Source organism: Exiguobacterium sp. SRB7LM (genome assembly GCF_015712685.1).
Taxonomy (GTDB): domain Bacteria; phylum Bacillota; class Bacilli; order Exiguobacteriales; family Exiguobacteriaceae; genus Exiguobacterium; species Exiguobacterium profundum.
The window spans coordinates 1,314,403-1,334,681 of sequence record NZ_VWVR01000006.1; the positions used below are offsets into that span (position 1 = coordinate 1,314,403).

A 20,279-nucleotide genomic window follows, 5' to 3' on the forward strand; every position below is an offset into this window, starting at 1 on the left:
ATGTGTGTGGTATAGACAACAAGAGTCAAATTTAGAAAGGGGAATGTATACATGCATGATAATCGTTTAAACACTGTCGGTAGCCGAAAGGACTTTGAGTCGTTTAAGAAGAAAGCCCAAGAACAGTCGCACCAACCGGGAATCGATTCGAAGATGGAACCTTTCCCAATCTATGAACGGGAAGACTATAAAGGAAGTGACAAGTTAAAAGACAAGGTCGCGATCATCACCGGTGGGGATTCCGGGATCGGAAAGTCGGTCGCCATCTTCTTCGCCCATGAAGGTGCGAACTCCGTCATCGTCTATAAAGACCAAAACGAACTCGAGGACGCGGAAGCGACGAAAGAACGGATTGAGGACTTAGGTCAAGCCTGTCTCTTGCTTCAAGGCGACCTCGGCGAATCTTCTTTCTGTCAACGAGTCGTTGAAGAGACGCTCGAGACGTTCGGTCGAATTGACATCCTCGTCAATAACGCTGCCGAACAACATCCGCAGGAATCGCTTCTCGACATCTCGGACGATCAACTCGAGAAGACGTTCCGCACGAATATCTTCAGCATGTTCTACTTAACGAAAGCAGCGCTCCCCTACTTAAAAGAAGGAGCGAGCATCATCAATACGACCTCGATCACAGCCTATGAAGGAAACGACCAATTGATTGATTATGCGTCGACGAAAGGTGCCATCACGGCATTCACCCGCTCGCTCGCCAAAAACTTGGCGGACAAGAAGATTCGCGTCAACGGGGTCGCCCCGGGACCGATTTGGACACCGCTCATCCCTTCAACGTTTGACGCGGAGAAGGTGAAATCGTTCGGCGATTCAGCAGAGATGAAACGACCGGGGCAACCGGCCGAACTCGCACCGGCGTATGTCTATCTCGCAAGCGATGATTCGACATACGTCAGTGGTCAAGTCATCCACGTAAATGGTGGAACCGTGATTAATGGATAATTGATCGAAGACTCAGTTCGTAGCTGAGTCTTCTTTTTGTGCAGTTCATCCAGAAGAACATCAAGAACTTTTCTTTTGGCTGTCCGATCAAATCGGTCCGGAGTTTTGGGTAAGTGAGGACGAGAACAAGAAATCGTAACACCTCCGCTACATAGAAGACCGAACGCATCGACGTTATCCATACATCAAAAAGCACGAACATCCTCGACGGATGTTCGTGCTCATTTTATTTCTTCACCATTCCCTTTAACACGAACGCCACGTTTGCCGGGCGCTCTGCGAGACGGCGCATGAAGTAACCGTACCAGTCACGACCGTATGGCACGTAGACACGGACTTTGTATCCTTGGCGCACGAGCTCGAGTTGACGCTCGACACGGATCCCGTATAACATCTGGAACTCGAACTGGTCGAGCGGAATATTGTTCTCTTTGACGTGCTCGATAATGGCGTCAATCATATGGTCATCGTGTGTCGCGATGGATGCGTAGTTCCCGTTCGCAAGATGGAGTTTGACGAGCTTCACGTAGTTATGGTCCACGTCCTCTTTTTCAGGGAATGCGACCGTCGCCGGCTCTTTATATGCCCCTTTTACGATGCGGAGGTTCGGCTTGAGCGGCGCAAGATGATTGATGTCATCTTCTGAGCGGTACAAGTACGACTGGATGACCGTTCCAAGACCGTCAAATTCAGACTTCAGCTTTTTGAACAATTCGAGCGTCTTTTCACAACGCTGCTCATCTTCCATATCGATGGCCACAAAGACCCCGACTCGTTGTGCGACCGTCAAAATTTGACGCATGTTGTCTTCAATCAACTCGTCCGAGATATCGAATCCGAGTGATGTCAGCTTGAGTGACATATAGGCGTCTAATTGCTCTTCTGCCATAATTTCAATCGCACGCATGATTTCGTCGCGATTCGTATTCGCCTCTTCGACCGTCTTAATAAATTCCCCGAGATGATCGACCGTGACCGACAACCCTTTCGCATTCAATTCGCGAATCGTCGGGACAGAAGCCTTAAAGTCTTCCCCTGCTACAAAGCGTGATGCACCAAATCGTAGGCCATATTTCTTTGCCAAACTGTTGAGTGTTTTGTTTTGTGACATGTAGATAAATCCATCGCGCAACACTTTTTCCATCTGATTTTCCCCCTTACTTTTACACCCATCTATCTCTATGATGATGTCTGCAATTATTATGACACACAAACGTCATTTCGTCTGTATTTTTGTAACCGTTTGCAGCACTTTCTTCCCAACTTTTCAAAAAAGACAGGCGCCCCGTAGGACGGCTGTCTTATAGGCTTGTCGAAGGTGCGACATAGAGTAAAATGCTGAGGAAAATGAACACGCTTCCCGCTAGGACGAACAGATGCCAAATGGCATGGTTGAACGGCAGTTTTTGCCATACATAAAACACGATGCCGACCGAATAGGCGATCCCCCCTGCGAGGAGAAGCATGAACCCTTGATGACCGAGTGATTCATATAACGGACGGATGGCGATGATGCAGATCCAACCGAGTGCGAGGTAAGTCACATTAGACACCCACATGTACTTGCCGGTCGAAAACAGTTTCCACACGATTCCGAGAATCGCAACACCCCAAACAATTCCGAATAGCGTCCAACCAAGCGTCCCGTGAAGGGTCACGAGCGCAAACGGTGTATAACTTCCGGCGATGAGTAAGTAAATCCCCGCATGGTCGAACACTTGCAGCACCCGTTTCGCCCGTGGATGCGGGATGGCGTGCATGAGTGTCGAGAAGAGATAAAGTAAAATCATCGATGCCCCGAATACACTGACCGCGGTGACGTTCCACGTGCTCCCACTCTCTGTGGCGCTCATGACGAGCAAGACGAGGGCGACGATGCTGAAGATGACTCCTAAGCCGTGCGTGATCGCGCTCGCAATTTCTTCCCCGAGCGTGTCGGCATGGAGCATCTCTTTGAGTTGTTCTTGTTTCATGTGCTCCCACCTTCCGTAACTGTTCCTTCTAGTATGGACATTTCCCGATTTGAACGCAATCAAAAACACGGGCTACCGATTAGCCCGTGTCGAGATTAAGCGACTTCTTTCACCGGAACGTCACATTCCATTTGTGCTGCCCGCATCGCGCGTGCCCGTTTGTGGAACAAGACGAGAAGCGTTAACGTTCCGAGCGTCGAAATGACGTACGGAAGGACTCCGTCCAGCTTGAAGCCGATCGGCGCCGTCAAAATGTAGAACCAGACTGCATACAACATGAACGTCCCCGGAAGGAGCGCGATGTAGTGGTTTTTCCCTTTAATGTAGAGGTACATCGCCCCGACGAACAGTGCGATGACCGCCGTCGTCTGGTTCGCCCAGTTGAAGTATTGCCAAAGCATTTGGAAGTCCATGTTCGTGAGCACGTATGAGATCGCGAAGAGTGGAAGCGCGATCCAAAGACGCGACGAGAACTTCTTCTGTGCGATTGACATGTAGTCCGCGATAATCATCCGTGCGCTACGGAATGCCGTATCTCCTGACGTGATCGGTAAGACGATGACTCCGAGAATCGCGAGTGTCCCGCCGATGCTGCCGAGCATGAGTGTCGCCACTTCTTGTACGACGAGTGCCGGAGTGCCCGCACTGATGAGTCCAAGCAATTCACCTGGCTCAAAGATGGCCATCGCCGCTCCAGCCCAAATCATCGCGATGACTGCTTCGGCGATCATCATGCCGTAGAAGATTTCACGACCGTTGCTTTCTTTCATCGTCGTCCGCGAGATGATCGGCGACTGTGTCGCATGGAAACCAGAGAGTGCCCCACATGAGATGGTAAAGAAGAGGAGCGGCCAGATCGGCAAGCCGTCCGGATGCATGTTCGTCAATGTCATCTCTGGAATCTTGTATCCTTGAGCGAACAAACTGACCGCGATCCCGATGGCACTGATGACGAGTAGTGCCCCGAAGAACGGGTAGATGCGTCCGATGATCTTATCGACCGGGAGAAGCGTCGCCAAGATGTAGTAAGCGAACACAGCGAAGATGACGATGGTGAGCGTCGTTGCATTCCCATCGAACAAGTTGTTGATCATGTTACTCGGAGACGTGACGAACACCGTCCCGACAAGAAGTAAAAGTAAAAGTGCAAATCCATTGACGATATGGCGAAGTGAACGTCCGAGAAACTTCTCCGCTAGTTGTGGCAAGTGTGCCCCGTTATTTCGAAGGGAAATCATTCCTGTCAAATAGTCATGAACCGCACCGGCAAAGATCGATCCGAACACGATCCAAAGGAAGGCGACCGGTCCGTAGAGCGCCCCCATGATCGGTCCAAAGATTGGTCCGACACCGGCGATGTTGAGCAATTGAATCATCGAGTTCCGTTTTTTGCCCATCGGCACGTAGTCGATGCCGTCCTGAGACGCATAGGCGGGCGTCGTCCGCTCTTCTTTGATGCCGAACGTCTTCTCAACGTAACGACCGTATACCAAATACCCGACCAAAAGTAGTGCGAGTGCGACGAAGAATGTAATCATCTGTCAGTCCCCTTTTCCGTACATATGTAGCCGAAACCCCATCAGCTCTTCGGTTTACACGTGTCATGTAACCGATTACATGTTTGATTATACATAAGAGTTAATGATAATGTAAGGGCTTTCATTCACATTTTAGACACTTTTATTCGACAAAAAACGACGCCCGAATTGGACGCCGTTCCGTACTTATTTCAAGTTGAGAGTCGATTGTTTTGCACCAGAACCGTTCGATCCGCTTGCGATGACTTTGTAAGTCCCTTTCGTAAGGCCTTTTTTGAACGTGAACGTGTACGTTCCTGTCCAGCTCGCCTGTACTTTGGCGACTTGCTTGCCTTTCGCGTCTTTCAAGACGACCGTCGCACCCGGTGTTGTTTTCCCGATCAAGGCGCGTGTGCCGGCCTTCACACCTTTCGTCGTCTTCGGTGTCACGATTGATCCATTTTTTAACTCGAACGATGTTGTCTTGACTACTTTTCCTGATACATCTTTCGCTTCGATTTCATATTTTGCTGCAAAGAATCCTGTACTTCTCTTGAATGTGAAGTTCCCATTCTCGTCAGCTTTCGCATAGTCTACTTTTTTCCCGTCTCGTTTAAGGACGAGCGTAGCCCCTTCCGTCGTTTTTCCAGTCAACACGGTTGTATTCGTGTACGTCAAACGTTTCGAGATGGCTGGCGTTCCGACAAAACCTGCACCGACGACTTTCGTTTCCGTCATCGTCTTCCCATTCAATTCGCTTTCAATCGTCAATGACTGACGGAGTTTGAGCGGTTTGACCGTCAAACGGTACATGCCTTCTGCATCGGCTGTCGTTGTCGCGAGAACCATTTTGCCATCTTTTAATGTCACGTTTGCAGATGGAGCCGTCTTCCCAGTCACGACTTTTGCACCCGGTTTGATGACATCGACCGCGAGCGTCAAGTCAGTTGGCGCCACTTCGAGCTCTGCCGTATAGGTCCGGAAGAGGCGACCTGCCGCATCTTCACGCGTCGCGTCCGTCGCTTCGATACCTTCGTAAAGGTTCAAGTACTGCTTACCCGCATCCGCTGTTTCAAATGTCACCGAACGTTTCGCATCCGCGACAATCTTCCAGTTGTTGTCGGCTTTGTAGTCTAAGTTACTGCCACTCGACACAATATAGTCCGAGATGACGTTACGTGTCTCATACGCTGAGCGATAGACGATGTTCTTCCCGCCACCGAGACCTGGGAACGATGAAGAACCCGCGCGATAGTTATTCGTCGCGACCAAGAATTCTTGGTCCATTTTGATCGGTTGTCCGTTGTACTCGACGTTCTTCACGCGGTTCGCGTTCGCATTGACGAGCTTCCCGCCGACATCGAACATCGCAGGACCCGTGACATCGATCTCATACGTCAAACCGTCGAGAATATCGAAGTTGTAGCTACGGAATTGAAGGTTGAGTAAGTTTTCGCCATCTTCTTCGATTTGGTCAAACGCACCCGCTGACATCTCGAGCCAATCCATGACATCTTTTCCTGTCACTTTGACGACTTCGAGCGTGTTCGGATACACGTAAAGGTCCGCGACGTTTTTCAAAGCAATTTGCCCTTTCGGGATATTCGTATAGTAGCTCGCATCTGTCAATTCACGACCACCCGCTTTGAACGGTGCGCCTGCTGACAAGAGTGGTAACTCTTTATAAGCAGAAAGTTCTGGGTTCGTCTCGAGTTCTTTCTCGACATACCACTTCTGTGCGTTCGTCACGAACTGAACCGATGCGTCGTCACGGACAAGCGCGAAGTAGCTTTGGATGTCATCTTGAATCTCACCGACCGGTTGGTTGATATAGTCGATTGTCGCCAAGTGGTCGTCTTCGATCAACGCTTGAATCGTCGGGTCGACCGCCGTATCAGCCGTCACCGTATCGAGTGCTGCTGACGCATCAACAATTTGCCATTTCCCATCCACGAGTTCAAGTTCAAAGTCGATGACGCCGAGGTCCTTCCCTTGGTTGTTCGCCATGACGACCGGTTTGCCATTGATTGTTCCCTTCGTCATATCGACATTCGGGAACGAAGCGAACATGCCTTTCGCATCCGGGAAGCGACCGTGTTGGTGTCCCGTCATGACCATGTCGAGCCCGTCAATCTTCGTGAGTGCGTAACCGACGTTCTCTTCGCTGTCGAGTTGCTCATCCGCGAGCGCTGCACTGTCACCGATTCCTGAGTGCGCGAGGGCGACGACGACGTCCGCTCCCTGGTCTTTTAATTTTTGTACTGCTTCACGTGCGGACGGGATGATATCCTCTGCCGTCACACGACCTTGAAGGTTCCCCGAATCCCATGACATGATTTTCGGAGGGACGACTCCGAATACGCCGACTTTGATCGTATGTGTTTCCCCATCCAGGTCTGTGACCGTTCGTTCGATGATTTGGACCTCTTGTCCATCCACGTTGAACTTCGAGACGATCGGGTTACCTTCTAAATCTTTGACGTTCGAGTTGACGAAACGCAGTTTCCCTTTCGACCCCTCCATCGCGTTGTATAAGAATTCGAGACCGAAGTTGAATTCATGGTTCCCGAGTGTGACGGCATCGTAGTTCAATGCCGCCATCGCCTTGTACATCGGATGTTCGAACGCTTCATTTTTCCCAGCTTGGCTCTCACGGACGTAATCGCCAAACGGTGTCCCCTGAATCGTATCCCCGTTATCGAACAAGAATGTGTTCGTTTCCCCAGCGGCTGTACGATGTTCATTGATGAGTGTCGCGACTTTCGTCAATCCGATCGTGTTATCGACCTTGTCTTGGAAGTAGTCGTAGTTCGTGATGTTCGTATGTAAGTCTGTCGTCTCTAAGAAACGGAGCTTGACGATATCCTCGTCCACTTCTGCCAAGACGTTCGGTGCCTGTAGCGGCAAAACGGTTGGTAACACGAGCGCGGTCGCGATTGACCATTTCAATGCGGTTTTCATGTGATTGTCCCCTTTTTCTGGTTGATAATTGTCTAACCATATTCAATATAACACCAGCTGTCTTTCCCTCCTATTAAATTTTTATATAAAAATAGACCTAATTTCCTTTACAAAAATTAGGTCTATCATCCTATTATTGTTTGATACGAACAGTAAACGGTCCATCTCCTTCAATTTCTTCAAATGTGACTGATACCGGGTACGCATGTTTCCTGTAGACCGACTCTTCGAGACGAATCATTGTGAAGCCGACTACGTCCTCCCCACTCACGAGTTCAAGCGGGAGTTTCTCAACGTTCAAGTGGCGGTCGTAGCCGTTGCGAAGGAGAATCGTCGCCGTGACGTCTGTCTCTTCCTTCTCCACCGACACGAGCATCAAGTTGAACTCGTTCTCTCCGACTGGCGGTGTCGAGATGTTCGTCCGCATGAGCTGTTGCCATGCAACCTTCGAGAACTTCGCTTCTTCTTCCGATGACACGGGCTGAAGCGGATCGATCGGGTTCATTTGGAAGACGAGTCGAAGCGAGTCGTAGGATTCTATTTCTCCGAACATCTCATCTAAGAAGAAGTCCAAATAAACCGGTTTGCTCGTCCACGCCTCAAAGCTCGGCAATTCAGAACGTCCGAGGACCTTCCGGCCGATCGGGACGTTATTCGCGTCTAACAAGAGGACCGGCAATTCGTTGATTTCGAACGAGCTCGGAAGCGTGTTTCGGAACAACGCCACGATTGACAAGTCGTGCCCGAGCGATTCGGCATTCAACAACTCAATCGAGAGCTGATTGTCGAGAAGTGGCGGGAGTCGCTTCGCATGGTAACGGAAGACGTACTCGTCCTCTTTCGGGATCCCCATCGCGTCGTCGATGACGAGCGTCAATTGGCGCCCTTCCTCTTTATTTCCTGTCTCAATCTGTTTACGTTTACGAAATCCTAGCATTATACTTCCTCCTCTGCCATCTCGGCGAAGTAACGGTCGAGTTGGCATAGTTCCGTCGTGACATCCCGTGCGATATTGATATATGTCTGTTCGAAGATTTCGAGTCCTTCTTTTCCGAACTGACGGCTCGGGTCTTCCTGACCGTAGCTGCGAAGACCGATCCCTTCTTTCAATCCGCTCATCGTCGTCAAATGGTCCGTCCATTTCATGTCGACGGCACGGAGAAGCGACTCTTTCGCGAAGAGGACGATGTCATCCTGTTCGAGGCGTGACGCCGTCGTAGCGATGATCGTCTCCATCCAGTCGTTTAAAGCATCCTTCAGTTCACGTGTATCGGCGATGTCATTCGCCCATGTCGGCTCCTGCATCGTCAAGTAGCGCAAGTCTTCTTTCAACTCATCGATTGGCCATTCTTCAGGTACGAGTTCATCCGATACATGCATGTCGATGCTATTCTCGAGGGCGAGACGCATCATGCCGAGGACGTTTTTCGTGATGGCATCCGCATCGGCGTTGACGGCCTGGTTACGAATCGTATAAATGATATTCCGTTGTTCGTTCAAGACGTCATCGAGTTTGAACAAGTAGTCCCGAATCGAGACGCCGAGTCCTTCGATCGTCGTCTGCGCATATTCGATGATCTCGATCGCATCTTTCGTTGAGACCTCACCTGTCGCACTCGGCTTCAACTTCTTCTCCACGCGTTCTAGTTTCTGCGCCGCATAACGTTTCACGATCTCATCTTCGAGCGAGACGAAGAACTCGGTCGCACCCGGGTCGCCTTGACGTCCCGAACGACCGCGGAGCTGGTTGTCGACACGTTTTGACTCATGCCGCTCCGTTCCGATGACGAAGAGACCGCCCGCTTCCTTCGCTTTTGCGTCGAGCGTGATGTCCGTTCCACGTCCGGCCATGTTCGTTGCAATCGTCACTTTGCCGAATTGACCGGCGTCCGCGATGATATCCGCTTCCTGAGCGACCGTCTTCGCGTTCAACACGTCATGCTCGATCCGCTTCTTCTTCAAATGCTTGCTGATGGCTTCCGATTGTGCGATCGAGGTCGTCCCGATCAAGATCGGTCGTCCCGTCGTATGCAGTTCCGCTACTTTCTCAGTGACCGCCGCATACTTTTGCTCGGTCGTCATGAAGATGCGGTCCGGATGGTCGACACGTTGACGTTCGCGGTTCGTCGGCACTTGGACGACGTCCATGTTGTACGTCTTCAAGAACTCTTGGCGCGACGTCTGGGCCGTCCCCGTCATCCCCCCAACGAGCGGATACATGCGGAAATAGTGCTGAATCGTAATCTCCGCCGTCGTCTTGTTCTCTTCGGTGATGGTGACGCCTTCTTTCGCCTCGAGCGCCTGATGCAACCCTTCTGACAAGCTCCGACCTTCCATGATGCGTCCCGTGAACAAGTCGATGAGTTCGATCTTGTCTTCACGCACGATATAGTCGACGTCAAGTTCGAACAAGACGTTCGCACGGAGTGCCTGGACGAGATAGTGATAGAGCACCTGGTGTGAGGCGCTGAACAGGTTATCGATGGCGAACAGCTCTTCAATCTTGACGATTCCTTCTTCCGTGAACGTCGCAGATTTCGACTCGAGGTCGACCTCGTAGTCGGTCTCCTCGAACTCAGAAATGATCTGTTGCGCCAACTGTTTCAAGCGGATATGTGACCGGTCCTTCTGCGCGATGATGAGCGGCGTCTTCGCCTCATCGATCAAGATGCTGTCGACTTCATCGACGATGGCGAAATGGAACGGACGTTGGACCCGTTCTTCCGGCTTATGGACAAGGTTGTCACGCAAGTAGTCGAATCCGAACTCTGTCCCGACCCCATACGTAATATCCGCCTGATATGCAGAACGCTTCTCGTCCGCTTCGATGTCCGGGACGTTCAAGCCGACCGTCAACCCGAGGAAGTCATGGATCTTCCCGATTTGTTCCGCGTCACGTCTCGCCAAATAATCGTTGACCGTGATGACGTGGACGCCTTTTCCTTCGAGCGCCTTGACGTAACTCGGCAAAGCGGCGACGAGCGTCTTCCCTTCCCCCGTCGGCATCTCCGAGATGTTCCCTTCGAGGAGGGCGAACCCACCGATGAGCTGGACGTCATAGTGACGCATTCCGAGCACACGGACTGACGCTTCGCGGACGAGAGCGAACCCTTCTTCCGCGATGTCGTCCACTTTCTTTCCATCCAAGAGACGTGCTTTGAGCGTCTCCGTATATGTACGCATCTCGTCATCCGAGAGGGCTTTCATCGTTGTCTCTAATTCATTAATACGCGCGACCCGTCGTTCGTACGCTTTCAAACGCCGGCTTTGATCATTCGTTAACTGTTTTACAAATTGGATCACACTAATAGCCTCCATCTTTCTATCAATTCATCACTTACATACCCGTCTATTATAACGAAAATCGAACCAATTCGGAGACTTTTTTACGAAAACTTCCTAAAAGTTGGTTTTTTGACACGTGAAAACCTATAAATTTTGGTTAATTTTCAAAAAGTATTTGTAAAAATATTTTTAATTCACTATTTGAGATGAGGTGAGACCGTGTTACGATGAAAAAAAACAGAACGTTTGTTCGTAAAAGGGAGTGGTGACGATGCGCAGACGAATCTTTTGTATCGACAGCGTCTCGTTCTATGCCAGTTGCGAGTGTGCCGCGCGCAACAAAAATCCTTACAAGACAAAGCTCGTCGTCCTCTCGAACCTCCAGGACAGCGGGGCACTCGTCCTCGCCGCGACCCCGAAGATGAAGCAGCTCGGAATCAAGACCGGGTCACGTCGCTTTCACATCGACCGCCTTCCGTGGCACGAACGACGGGACGTTTTGTATGCCGAGGCGCGGATGAGTCATTATTTGAACGTTTCCATTCAAATCATCCACATCCTCCATCAGTTCGCCCCACCCGAGGCGATTCGCGTCTATTCGATTGATGAGACGCTCGTCGACATGAGCGGGACGGAGCGGCTATTCGGAAATGACGAGCACGTCGCCCACCTCATGCGTGCGACGATCTTTCGCTATACAGGCATTCCCGTCACCATCGGCATCGGACCGAACAACGTCCTCGCCAAGCTCGTCCTCGATTTGCATGCAAAAAAGGAAGGTGTCGTCACGTGCCTTCTCCAAGACGTCGAACGGCTCATCCATCCGGCGCCGATCGAGAAGATGTGGGGCGTCGGGACGAAGATGGCGGTCCACCTGCAGCGGCTCGGCATCTGGACGATTGGGGACTTGGCCCGCTACCCACTCGAATCCCTTCATGAAAAGTTCGGTGTCATCGGTGCAGAACTTTGGCATCACGCCTGGGGCATCGACGAGTCGCCGACCATCCTGCCGGCGAGCTCCTTGTTCGGTGCGAAACGGATGCGACCGAAGTCGATCGGACACGGCATCACCCTCATGAAAGACTACACGACGTATTCCGCAATCCGGCTCGTCTTACAAGCGATCGCGGTCGAGGTCGGCATGCGAACCAGGCAAGCGGGACTCGTCGGAGGGACGATCCATCTCGGGGTGCGCTATACGCGGACGAGCGACCGGGGTGGCTTCAGTAAACAAAAGAAGCTCCCCCGCTTCACAGCGGACGAGCAAGAGTTTCTCCCGATCTTATTGCAGCTATTTTTAGACGGCTGGGAAGAGACGGAGGCCGTCCGTTACGTCTCGGTCGCTCTCGGCAAGCTCGAGCCACGGAGCGATCACGTCCAGTTATCGTTCTTCGAAGACGAATGGGCGAAGGCGAAACGGCTCGACTTTCTCGATTTGATCGACGGCCTGAACGTCCGGTTCGGTCGCGGCACGATCCGACCGGCATCGAGCCTACTAAAAGACAGTCCGCTCCGGACGCGCCAACGTCTAATCGGCGGACATAAACAAGGAGGCGATTCCTCATGAGCAAAACCCGCTATCGTGACCGGGGTGAGTTAAAATGGATCCCATTTCTCATGCCCGAGCACGTCGCCCTACTGAAACGTTATTATGCACAAATCCAAAAGATTGAGCTGCCCGACTTGGACGAACAGCTCCTCTACCTCTGGCAGACCGAACTCGAACGGGCCATCCGTGAAGGCGACCAAGTCGAAGTGACCCTGTTCGTAGACGGCTTGACGACAAGCATGCGCGGCTACGTCCATGCTATCTATTACGCCGAGCGCGAGGTCGAGTTGTTCGACGGCAAGGTGCGCCGCGTCCCGTTCGGCGACATCTTGTCCGTTCGTTAAGATGCCTCGATCGCTTCCTGGGTCGTCTCGAACGTTTCAATCCCGTCGAGTAGCCCATAGTGAGCAAGCGTCGCGCGGACCGATGGCGACAGATGCGCAAAGATGACATGCCGGTCGGCTGCTTTCAGCTCGGTGACGACACGACGCAACTCTTCGACCGCGGTCACATCGATGACCGGGCAGCGGTGAAAGTTGAAGATGAACACGTTCGGTTCCCGATGAATGTGATGGAGAACGTGCTCGAACAATTCGACTGCACCGAAGAAGAGCGGACCTTCGACACTGAAGACGACTTGGCCGTCTCGCGTGACGTACCGTTCTGTTTGTTCACGCACATCGATCGTATCGGCCATTCGTTTCGCGAAGAGTGCGAGCGCACAGATGACGCCGACCTCGACGGCGACGACCAAGTCGACGAATATCGTCAATAATAGCGTGACGAGTAAGACGAGCGACTCGGATGAACGATGACGCAACATCGCCATCACATGATGACGTTCGGACATGTTCCAGGCGACCCGCATCAAGATCGGAGCGAGTGCGGCGAGTGGCACATAACTCGCGAACGGCGCGAGGACTAAGACCGCAATGAGGACCGTGATCCCGTGGATGACACCGGCACGTCGGCTGACCGCTCCCGCCTGAATGTTTGTCGCCGTCCGGGCGATGGCACCTGTCGATGGGATCCCACCAAATAACGGTGTAATCACGTTCGCAAGCCCTTGCCCGAACAGTTCCTTATCCGGCTTCATCTTCGTCCCCGCCATCCCGTCGGCGACCGTTCCCGAAAGAAGTGACTCGAGTGCACCGAGGAAGGCGATGGCGAATGCGGACGGGAGGAGCGTTGTAATCAAGTCTAGGTCGATTGTGAGCCAGTTGAATGTTGGCAGTCCGCTCGGGATGCCGCCGTATGCACTTCCGATCGTCGCGACCTCACCCGGGATGAGGAGACTGACAAACGTCGGGACGAGCATCGCCATGAGTAAAAGCGGTAAACGGAACGGCAGCTTCGGTACGAGCCAAAGCGTCAAAAAGCCGATTCCGGCAATGACGATCGGCCACACGGACGCTTCGGGCAACGCTTGACCGAGGCGAAGCAAGTTCTCATGAAAGTGCGGTGCCTTCTCAAACGTGACCCCGAACAACTCATCGAGCTGGTCGACGAAGATGACGACAGCAATACCGGCCGTGAAACCGATGGTCACGGCCCGGGGCATGAAGCGGATGAGCCGTCCGACCCGGAGCACGCTCATGAGGAGCAGCAAAATTCCGGCGAGAACGGTCGTGACGAGTAACCCCTCATATCCGTATGCGAGGACGACACCCGAGACGATCGGGATGAACGCTCCCGTCGGTCCGGCGATTTGGAACGTCGAACCCCCGAACAGGCTGACGAGGATTCCGGCAAAAATGGACGTGTAGAGCCCATATACCGGTGGGACTCCCGAGGCGATGGCAAATGCCATGGCGAGCGGGATGGCGACGACACCAACTGTAATTCCAGCCGAGATGTCCTTTTGCCACATCTCACGTGTGGAGAGTGAGTCTTGCATCATACATTCCTTCTTTCCAATCAGTTCAAAAACGAGTTCAGTGTACGCCTGGAAAGAGGGCTTGTAAACGGTTTGAGAAAAACGTTAACAGAATGTACAAAAGAACAAGCACGTGAGTTTCACCATTATCTTACTCCTGCTTTATACTTATTAATATGTTCATTCGCTATCCTCTAAGAATGGTCATCTCCGACTTCCTGCTCTTTTATGGAATATTTTATTCTTTGAGTTAATCTAATTGTAGAAGGTTTATCCTCTTCATTTATAGGCATTCTAATAAAATTACATTTCAAAGTTATTTTTTCATTTTGGATGGTTATCTCTCCGTCGGACTTTATACCAATATCACCGTCTTCGTAAAGCTTATCGTGAATTTTACATAAACATATCCCGTTGTTTACACTATCGTCTTCACAGATATGAGCTGGATATATATGTGCTGCTACTAACAATGAGGATTCAGATATTCCGCACATTGCACATTGATTATTATAGGCAACTAGTACTTTCTTTCTAAAACCACGATCTCTAATTATCTTTCTTCCTACTGTTTCTACATATTCTCTACCTTCAGGATAGGGCCTTCGAGCATTAATAGTCTCTTCAGTTTCGAGTTCTAGAGTTCCATCAACATTTTGAATCACTTTAGGTAATAGGCTATATCTATGTTTTGACATATCTAAAAGACCTTTTATTTTTTTCTCCCCAAACCTAATTAAAACTCTAATCTCACCTTTATTATGTTCATCTAGTGAAAGTAATATCGGATAAACATTAGACTCGTCTAATGTTTCCAGATACGCCTCATTCAATTGATAATTTCTTTTTTCTCTAATAGCCGCATTATTAGCTTCTATTAATAATTTTTTTGTGAAATATCTATTTTGATTATTGATTAAATGCAATATTACTCACCTATTTATTATGTTTTTTAATAATAAAACTTAATTACACGCTTTAAAAAAATTCTTTTCCTTTCATATCCTCTAATTCATTATAAGATTGCTTCAATCGTATCATGTTTTGATTAATTCAAATTGAAAGTAGACACATCCATTTGGATGTGTCTACTTTCAATTCGTCGGAGCCTCTACGACTTGATCGCCATCTTCCGCGTCTTTCGCCAGCAACTTCACATGACGACCGAATAACCACATGACGACGAGATGGGCTTTCGCCTGTGTCTTCGTATAGAACCACCACGGGAGGGCCGGTACGAACTCATGGATGGCGACGAGTCCTTCATCCGAATCCGGTAATCTCCGGAACTCGAGACGCCCTGTCTGATCCTCTTCACTTAACTTGACGAACTTGCCCCCGTCAATCGCAAAGGATGCCATATCGTCCGTCGCTTCTCGTTCAAGCGATAGATGAAGCGCGACGAACGAAGGATCGAGCAGCGCAATCTCCCAATCATCGTCTTCTTTCGTCGTCTGAATGAGCGGATACATAAAACGACCGAGCCACTCGAAGTACGTGTCCGCCATCCAAAGCGCCGACTTTTCTTCCGGCAGACCGAACCGCTGAATCGAACGGACGGTATACGATTTCGGTTGCTTTTTCTTCTTACCGCCCGAGGACTGCTTCTCTTCTTCCTCAAGCGCATGTTCGACCGCCTGTTTGAACGGAATCTCTCCCTGACCGATACCTTCGACCGTGTCTTCTGCGACCATCGCGTGCCCCATACTCTCGACAAGCGGATAGACGGTCGCCTTCGGTTCACCCGTGACCGCCATGACCCACAGGCGCGACAGTTTGATTGTCGGGAACGGGAAGTCAATCAAGACGCGACGCTTGTCCATGACTTCGGCCGTCTGTTCAATCATCTTCCGATACGTCATCACCTCGGGACCCCCGATGTCGATATGACGGTCATAAAGCGACTCGGCACCAACGACGGAGATGAGCGCCTGAACGGCTTCACGAATGTCAATCGGATGTGTCTCCGTCTTCGTCCATCGTGGCAAGATCATCGACGGCAACCGCTTGACGAGCTTCGCTAAAATCGGGAACGACGAACCTTTCGGACCGATGATCAGTCCCGCCCGTATCGTCGTCACCGGCACGCCCTGACCGCCGAGAATGCGTTCGACCTCGAGTCGACTCTTCAAGTGACGCGACAACGTCTTCTCTTGTTTCGGGATGATCCCGCTCAAATAGACGATCTGCTCAATGTCGTTCGCCTTCGTCGCCCGGGCGAAGTTGTCCGCAATGAGCGCGTCCATGTCCTCGAACGTTGCTTGCGTCAAGCCGCTATCCGGAATCATCGAGTGCACGAGGAACATCGCGTAATCCGCGCCCTCACATGCTTCTTTTGTTGCCTCATATGAAAACAAATCACAAGCACGCCACGTGATATGGGTCTCATCTTCTTTATTCTTCGTCGATCGCGATAAAGCAATGATGTCATACTCTTCCTTCAGCTGCTCCATCACGTTCGAGCCGATATAGCCGCTCGCCCCCGCAATGACAATCGTTTTCCGCATAATGGTCACTCCCCTAATTATTCGCATAGAGGTAATGTACCCTTCTTTTTTAAAAGATAAATCAGTCTAAGTATGTAGAGCCTGCTCGACCGATTCATACTAAAATGAGAATAATTAGAAAAAGGAGGGATATTCATGGGATTTTGGTACTTTCTTTTGCTTGGATTGGGAATTATCCTCATCGTGCGAGGGATTGCAAGTAGCGCGAAACAAGGTGGACTGATTTTAGTCGGACTTGTGATGGTCGGGGTATCCATATTTATGTTCCAAGATGGCAGTGCGGACTTGGTCGCGAATTGGTTGGATCAAATCACCGGTCGATAAGTCACATTCTCGAGTAATCGTGTGGTCCATTGACAACCTTTTAACGTCTTCAATCTTGAATTGATATGGAAGGAGCTCGACAATGAAACAGTTCAAACGAGTAGGTGTTGTGGCGTTATTCGCCTTGATTGGATTTGCTCTTTTCCATTATGCGACCGAGTCGAAGACAGTTTCCGCTGCATGGACGACCGAAGTTGCGACACATCACTTCAAAGATATCTTAGAAGCGCAGGGAGAAGCGATTGAAGCGCATACTCCTCTTGAAAATATCGAGCGAACGAAACTGTCACACGAAGATGACGTCGTCCGGCTCCTCCTCGGTCAACGAGATTGGGTCGAGCAATTCCACTATACGATTCAGGAGGTACAAGTGGACGAAAAAGGTGGACTTCTATACGCAAATGCTTATGTGACAAGAAATCTTCAATTTGAGAGTGGTGTCACGACCGGGCTTGGTGACGAGATGACGATTCAATTGACGTCTCCGAATGAAGAGATCGAAGAGGTAGAGCTCGACAATCATAGCGTGACACAATCAGGCCAACCCTTTTTCAAACGCTGGATCAGTCGAGTATTTGACTGAACAAATCCCACTTTCCGATTGGAGAGTGGGATTCTTTTTTAAAACGATAAATCTAAACCAGTACCATCATCAAGTAGTTCTCCGTTTTTAGCGGTATAGTCGACACGAATCTCGGCTCGCTTCAGGATGTAGTTCTCTTGTAACGCAGACATCCACGTCCGAACGCGCTCTTCGTCATCGGCTTCCGGCTCCCGATGAAGCGTCAATAAGATTGTCGGCGAAACGTCGGCTGTCTGATAGGCGATTGGATTTACCGAGGAGACATCGAGTTGTCGAATACTTTCTTCGTCATATAGGACGACATAGGTGACGTCTGCACCAAACGCCGTATCAATCGAGTCTTCAATCGCCTCTGTGACCGCATCTTCCCATTTGGATGAGAGAAACGTATCAACGATTTCTCCGGTCGATTCATTCTCGTAAACATAAAATTCCGTTCCCGTTACCGAATCCACCGCAATCGCCGCATACTCAAACGGAAAGTTTCCCATGTTGTCGAATAATACGTCTTCTGTCACTTCAGCATCTTTGAATCGCTCGAGTACATATGATTCAGCCATCTTCATCACTTTTGCTTCCTCATCGGGATCTGGTTGCATCGACCGAAAAAAGGCAAATACCAACCCCGCCACCCCAATCACAATCACGCCAAATCCGACCAAAAGCCACTTCAAGTAACGTTCCATGTCGACTCCTCTCATAACTGTTTGTTCATGGCGATGGACGCTTCTTGGAACCCGAGTCGTTTATATAATCGCTGTGCGTCTGGATTCGTACCGAATACACTTAGTCCAATGGATGTTGCGCCAAGTTCTTCTGAGGCAACTCTTTCAAGTTTCTCAAACACCGCTGTCGCATACCCTTGCCCACGATAGGTCTCTTCAATCAAAATGTGATAAATGAAGATGCGTTTCGATTCAGCTTGAAACGCATACTACAAAATCCCGACACGAGTGTCTCCGTTCATCACATGAACAATCGTCTGTCCATCCTCGGGTTGATTGTCTGGGAAAAGATTTCGAATCAATTGAGTCGATTCCTCTTGCGCCAACACCATCGGAAGTTGATAGTTGCGCGCGACATCTTTTGCATAATCGTCAATCAACCAAGTCACATAATTCGCGATTTCTTGTCCCGTCATCCTGGCAAAATGAATGGTCATCTGTTTACCCCTAATCGTTTTCCCTTAGTGTAACATACAATTTTTGGAATCGCTGTTTCTAGTGAAGTTCAGGATTTTGTAAGGTTGCCGCAGATTATATGTAAGGTGTTCCCTTCATACTCGGAAGAGGAAATTGAAAGGAGACATCTATATGAAAGCCACACCATCACATGAACGAATCAATGTCCTCGATACACTACGAGGCTTCGCCTTATTCGGGATTGTTTTTATGAACATTCTCAGTTTATTACGTCCGAGCGACCCAAACACCGTAATGGAACATTACTATATATACGCCCTTCACATCTTCATCGACGGGAAGTTCTTTATGATCTTCTCATTTTTGTTTGGCGTCGGGTTCTATCTCTTTATCCACCGAGCAATAGAACGTGGAGATCGCGCATACGTTTTATTTACGAAACGATTGCTCCTCTTACTCGGCTTCGGCTTGATTCATATGCAATTTCAGCCGGGGGAGGCGCTAACGATTTATGCCGTGAGCGGGCTGCTCCTCCTGTTCGCATACCGTCTTCCTCGGTCAGTTAATTTGATTCTAGGTCTGATCGGACTAGCTGTACTCGCTTATACCGGCACGAAACTGTTAATGCCGCTTGCTCTCATCTTGCTCGGGCTTGCAGCGGGGCAGTATGAGGTGTTTCGTCACGTCCATACGCACCGGGTACGTTGGCAGGTCGGACTGGTCGTTACCGGTATTTTATCCGCCGGATTTGTCTGGCTACAATATACGAATTTACCAAGCTTATCGTATTTCAATGTCGACTACACCCCGACTAATGAAGAAATTCAAGCATATATCCGTATGCTCGACTATTCGAATTGGTCAGCTCCCTTTTTAGCGGCATTCTATATCACCATTCTTGTCAATATGAGTCAACTACGGACGACACGTTCCTGGTTCGCCCCACTTCAAGCGTTTGGTCGTATGGCGTTGACGAATTACTTGCTTCAGACTGCACTTATGGTGACTGTTGCTACATTCGGACAGACGTTCACAACGATTGAAACAGGACTATGGGCAATCGTCATCAACGCCGTATTGATCGTATTCAGTATGTTATGGCTTCGCCGTTTCACGTACGGACCGATGGAAAAGGTATGGCGGCTTGGGACGTACTCTCGCTTCGGACAAGGTATCCTATCGTCAAAATAATGTAATGTTGAGGAAGGACAGCTGTCAAAAGTGTCCTTCCTCAATTGTGTTTGCAGGAGTGAATTCAATTTCATATGCTTCACCAAGCTCTCCTTGTAAACGCTTCGAAAGTAAGTCTCCTTCACGATTATGTTGCTCCACCTTGATTTCCCATCCTTTAGCAAGTGCATCCGTGTCCCAGTCAATCCATTCTCCGAATCGACTAACCCATTCATAGAAATCACGCTTCAATTGGTCAGAAATCGTAAACTCATTCAATTCTATATTGTATCGACAGGTCGCACACCATGTCGGGTCCGCCCCCACATCCGCCTCTATAGTGATTCTTTTCAAATTTTCACAATCACAAATCCTTTTCATTCATTCGCCCCCAGGTTTAAGGTTAGATTCTGCATACGTATTCAAAATTAGGAGGAT

Annotated in this window: 19 protein-coding genes; 6 read left to right on the forward strand and 13 right to left on the reverse strand. The window is 50.0% G+C overall.

The window, feature by feature from the left end; genetic code table 11:
- Nucleotides 1-51: 51 nt before the first annotated feature.
- Complete coding sequence (locus F3H97_RS07550; protein WP_159562608.1) at nucleotides 52-954, forward strand: SDR family oxidoreductase; 903 nt, start codon at nucleotides 52-54, stop codon at nucleotides 952-954.
- Between the two features lie 226 nt (nucleotides 955-1,180).
- Here the strand turns inward: F3H97_RS07550 and F3H97_RS07555 are convergent, their stop codons facing one another.
- The 6 genes from F3H97_RS07555 to secA2 all read right to left on the reverse strand — a co-directional run bounded on the left by F3H97_RS07555 (nucleotide 1,181) and on the right by secA2 (nucleotide 10,708).
- Complete coding sequence (locus tag F3H97_RS07555; protein WP_012726871.1) at nucleotides 1,181-2,098, reverse strand: proline dehydrogenase family protein; 918 nt, start codon at nucleotides 2,096-2,098, stop codon at nucleotides 1,181-1,183.
- A gap of 157 nt (nucleotides 2,099-2,255) precedes the next feature.
- Nucleotides 2,256-2,927: a PAQR family membrane homeostasis protein TrhA gene (trhA, locus tag F3H97_RS07560; RefSeq protein WP_051829405.1), complete on the reverse strand. Its 672-nt coding sequence runs from the start codon at nucleotides 2,925-2,927 to the stop codon at nucleotides 2,256-2,258.
- A gap of 95 nt (nucleotides 2,928-3,022) precedes the next feature.
- Nucleotides 3,023-4,465 carry a carbon starvation CstA family protein gene (locus tag F3H97_RS07565; protein WP_196430970.1) on the reverse strand — a complete coding sequence of 481 codons (1,443 nt, stop codon included), beginning with the start codon at nucleotides 4,463-4,465 and terminating at the stop codon, nucleotides 3,023-3,025.
- A gap of 186 nt (nucleotides 4,466-4,651) precedes the next feature.
- The gene (locus F3H97_RS07570) at nucleotides 4,652-7,405 is read right to left on the reverse strand and encodes a bifunctional 2',3'-cyclic-nucleotide 2'-phosphodiesterase/3'-nucleotidase (protein WP_196430971.1); all 2,754 of its coding nucleotides are present in this window, start codon (nucleotides 7,403-7,405) and stop codon (nucleotides 4,652-4,654) included.
- Nucleotides 7,406-7,538: 133 nt separating this feature from the next.
- On the reverse strand, nucleotides 7,539-8,342 hold the full coding sequence (locus F3H97_RS07575) for an SLAP domain-containing protein (protein WP_196430972.1): 804 nt from the start codon (nucleotides 8,340-8,342) through the stop codon (nucleotides 7,539-7,541).
- Entirely contained in the window at nucleotides 8,342-10,708 is a 2,367-nt protein-coding gene (secA2, locus tag F3H97_RS07580) for an accessory Sec system translocase SecA2 (protein WP_196430973.1), read from the reverse strand. The genes F3H97_RS07575 and secA2 overlap by 1 nt, the downstream gene beginning before the upstream one ends.
- Nucleotides 10,709-10,961: 253 nt before the next feature.
- Between secA2 and F3H97_RS07585 the strand changes: the two genes are divergently transcribed.
- Together F3H97_RS07585 and F3H97_RS07590 are read left to right on the forward strand one after the other, a co-directional pair.
- A complete protein-coding gene (locus F3H97_RS07585; protein ID WP_196430974.1) occupies nucleotides 10,962-12,257 on the forward strand; it encodes a Y-family DNA polymerase in 1,296 nt (431 codons plus the stop codon).
- Nucleotides 12,254-12,583, forward strand: coding sequence for a YolD-like family protein (locus F3H97_RS07590; protein ID WP_012726878.1), 330 nt, complete (start codon nucleotides 12,254-12,256; stop codon nucleotides 12,581-12,583). The genes F3H97_RS07585 and F3H97_RS07590 overlap by 4 nt, the downstream gene beginning before the upstream one ends.
- Here the strand turns inward: F3H97_RS07590 and F3H97_RS07595 are convergent.
- The 3 genes from F3H97_RS07595 to F3H97_RS07605 form a co-directional block, all read right to left on the reverse strand.
- On the reverse strand, nucleotides 12,580-14,136 hold the full coding sequence (locus F3H97_RS07595) for a SulP family inorganic anion transporter (RefSeq protein WP_230872829.1): 1,557 nt from the start codon (nucleotides 14,134-14,136) through the stop codon (nucleotides 12,580-12,582). The genes F3H97_RS07590 and F3H97_RS07595 overlap by 4 nt on opposite strands.
- Before the next feature lie 173 nt (nucleotides 14,137-14,309).
- Nucleotides 14,310-15,041 carry an HNH endonuclease gene (locus tag F3H97_RS07600; protein ID WP_196430976.1) on the reverse strand — a complete coding sequence of 244 codons (732 nt, stop codon included), beginning with the start codon at nucleotides 15,039-15,041 and terminating at the stop codon, nucleotides 14,310-14,312.
- 168 nt (nucleotides 15,042-15,209) lie between these two features.
- Complete coding sequence (locus F3H97_RS07605; RefSeq protein ID WP_196430977.1) at nucleotides 15,210-16,622, reverse strand: NAD-dependent epimerase/dehydratase family protein; 1,413 nt, start codon at nucleotides 16,620-16,622, stop codon at nucleotides 15,210-15,212.
- A gap of 135 nt (nucleotides 16,623-16,757) precedes the next feature.
- On the opposite strand from F3H97_RS07605, the gene F3H97_RS07610 reads away from it, so the two are divergent.
- Together F3H97_RS07610 and F3H97_RS07615 are read left to right on the forward strand one after the other, a co-directional pair.
- Nucleotides 16,758-16,946, forward strand: coding sequence for a hypothetical protein (locus tag F3H97_RS07610; RefSeq protein WP_012726888.1), 189 nt, complete (start codon nucleotides 16,758-16,760; stop codon nucleotides 16,944-16,946).
- An 82-nt stretch (nucleotides 16,947-17,028) separates the two neighbouring features.
- Nucleotides 17,029-17,529 carry a hypothetical protein gene (locus F3H97_RS07615; RefSeq protein WP_196430978.1) on the forward strand — a complete coding sequence of 167 codons (501 nt, stop codon included), beginning with the start codon at nucleotides 17,029-17,031 and terminating at the stop codon, nucleotides 17,527-17,529.
- A gap of 38 nt (nucleotides 17,530-17,567) precedes the next feature.
- On the opposite strand, the gene F3H97_RS07620 is transcribed toward F3H97_RS07615, so the two are convergent.
- Genes F3H97_RS07620 through F3H97_RS07630 form a run of 3 tightly spaced genes read right to left on the reverse strand, consistent with a single transcriptional unit; the run spans nucleotide 17,568 to nucleotide 18,691 of the window.
- Nucleotides 17,568-18,215, reverse strand: a complete 648-nt coding sequence (locus F3H97_RS07620) for a hypothetical protein (protein ID WP_196430979.1) — start codon at nucleotides 18,213-18,215, stop codon at nucleotides 17,568-17,570.
- A gap of 11 nt (nucleotides 18,216-18,226) precedes the next feature.
- Nucleotides 18,227-18,436, reverse strand: a complete 210-nt coding sequence (locus F3H97_RS07625; protein WP_370568607.1) for a GNAT family N-acetyltransferase — start codon at nucleotides 18,434-18,436, stop codon at nucleotides 18,227-18,229.
- A 27-nt stretch (nucleotides 18,437-18,463) separates the two neighbouring features.
- Complete coding sequence (locus F3H97_RS07630; RefSeq protein ID WP_196430981.1) at nucleotides 18,464-18,691, reverse strand: hypothetical protein; 228 nt, start codon at nucleotides 18,689-18,691, stop codon at nucleotides 18,464-18,466.
- Between the two features lie 151 nt (nucleotides 18,692-18,842).
- Here F3H97_RS07630 and F3H97_RS07635 point away from each other — a divergent pair, with 151 nt between their 5' ends.
- Nucleotides 18,843-19,862 carry a DUF418 domain-containing protein gene (locus tag F3H97_RS07635; protein WP_196430982.1) on the forward strand — a complete coding sequence of 340 codons (1,020 nt, stop codon included), beginning with the start codon at nucleotides 18,843-18,845 and terminating at the stop codon, nucleotides 19,860-19,862.
- Between the two features lie 24 nt (nucleotides 19,863-19,886).
- Here F3H97_RS07635 and F3H97_RS07640 read toward each other — a convergent pair whose 3' ends face one another.
- Nucleotides 19,887-20,222, reverse strand: a complete 336-nt coding sequence (locus tag F3H97_RS07640) for a hypothetical protein (protein ID WP_196430983.1) — start codon at nucleotides 20,220-20,222, stop codon at nucleotides 19,887-19,889.
- Nucleotides 20,223-20,279 lie beyond the last annotated feature (57 nt).

What these genes read in the sequence shown, in the direction of transcription:
- F3H97_RS07550 (WP_159562608.1), top strand. Translation starts at nt 52, where the DNA reads ATGCATGATAATCGTTTAAACACTGTCGGTAGCCGAAAGGACTTTGAG.
- F3H97_RS07555 (WP_012726871.1), bottom strand. Translation starts at nt 2,098, where the DNA reads ATGGAAAAAGTGTTGCGCGATGGATTTATCTACATGTCACAAAACAAA.
- trhA (WP_051829405.1), bottom strand. Translation starts at nt 2,927, where the DNA reads ATGAAACAAGAACAACTCAAAGAGATGCTCCATGCCGACACGCTCGGG.
- F3H97_RS07565 (WP_196430970.1), bottom strand. Translation starts at nt 4,465, where the DNA reads ATGATTACATTCTTCGTCGCACTCGCACTACTTTTGGTCGGGTATTTG.
- F3H97_RS07570 (WP_196430971.1), bottom strand. Translation starts at nt 7,405, where the DNA reads ATGAAAACCGCATTGAAATGGTCAATCGCGACCGCGCTCGTGTTACCA.
- F3H97_RS07575 (WP_196430972.1), bottom strand. Translation starts at nt 8,342, where the DNA reads ATGCTAGGATTTCGTAAACGTAAACAGATTGAGACAGGAAATAAAGAG.
- F3H97_RS07585 (WP_196430974.1), top strand. Translation starts at nt 10,962, where the DNA reads ATGCGCAGACGAATCTTTTGTATCGACAGCGTCTCGTTCTATGCCAGT.
- F3H97_RS07590 (WP_012726878.1), top strand. Translation starts at nt 12,254, where the DNA reads ATGAGCAAAACCCGCTATCGTGACCGGGGTGAGTTAAAATGGATCCCA.
- F3H97_RS07595 (WP_230872829.1), bottom strand. Translation starts at nt 14,136, where the DNA reads ATGCAAGACTCACTCTCCACACGTGAGATGTGGCAAAAGGACATCTCG.
- F3H97_RS07605 (WP_196430977.1), bottom strand. Translation starts at nt 16,622, where the DNA reads ATGCGGAAAACGATTGTCATTGCGGGGGCGAGCGGCTATATCGGCTCG.
- F3H97_RS07610 (WP_012726888.1), top strand. Translation starts at nt 16,758, where the DNA reads ATGGGATTTTGGTACTTTCTTTTGCTTGGATTGGGAATTATCCTCATC.
- F3H97_RS07615 (WP_196430978.1), top strand. Translation starts at nt 17,029, where the DNA reads ATGAAACAGTTCAAACGAGTAGGTGTTGTGGCGTTATTCGCCTTGATT.
- F3H97_RS07620 (WP_196430979.1), bottom strand. Translation starts at nt 18,215, where the DNA reads ATGGAACGTTACTTGAAGTGGCTTTTGGTCGGATTTGGCGTGATTGTG.
- F3H97_RS07630 (WP_196430981.1), bottom strand. Translation starts at nt 18,691, where the DNA reads ATGACCATTCATTTTGCCAGGATGACGGGACAAGAAATCGCGAATTAT.
- F3H97_RS07635 (WP_196430982.1), top strand. Translation starts at nt 18,843, where the DNA reads ATGAAAGCCACACCATCACATGAACGAATCAATGTCCTCGATACACTA.
- F3H97_RS07640 (WP_196430983.1), bottom strand. Translation starts at nt 20,222, where the DNA reads ATGAAAAGGATTTGTGATTGTGAAAATTTGAAAAGAATCACTATAGAG.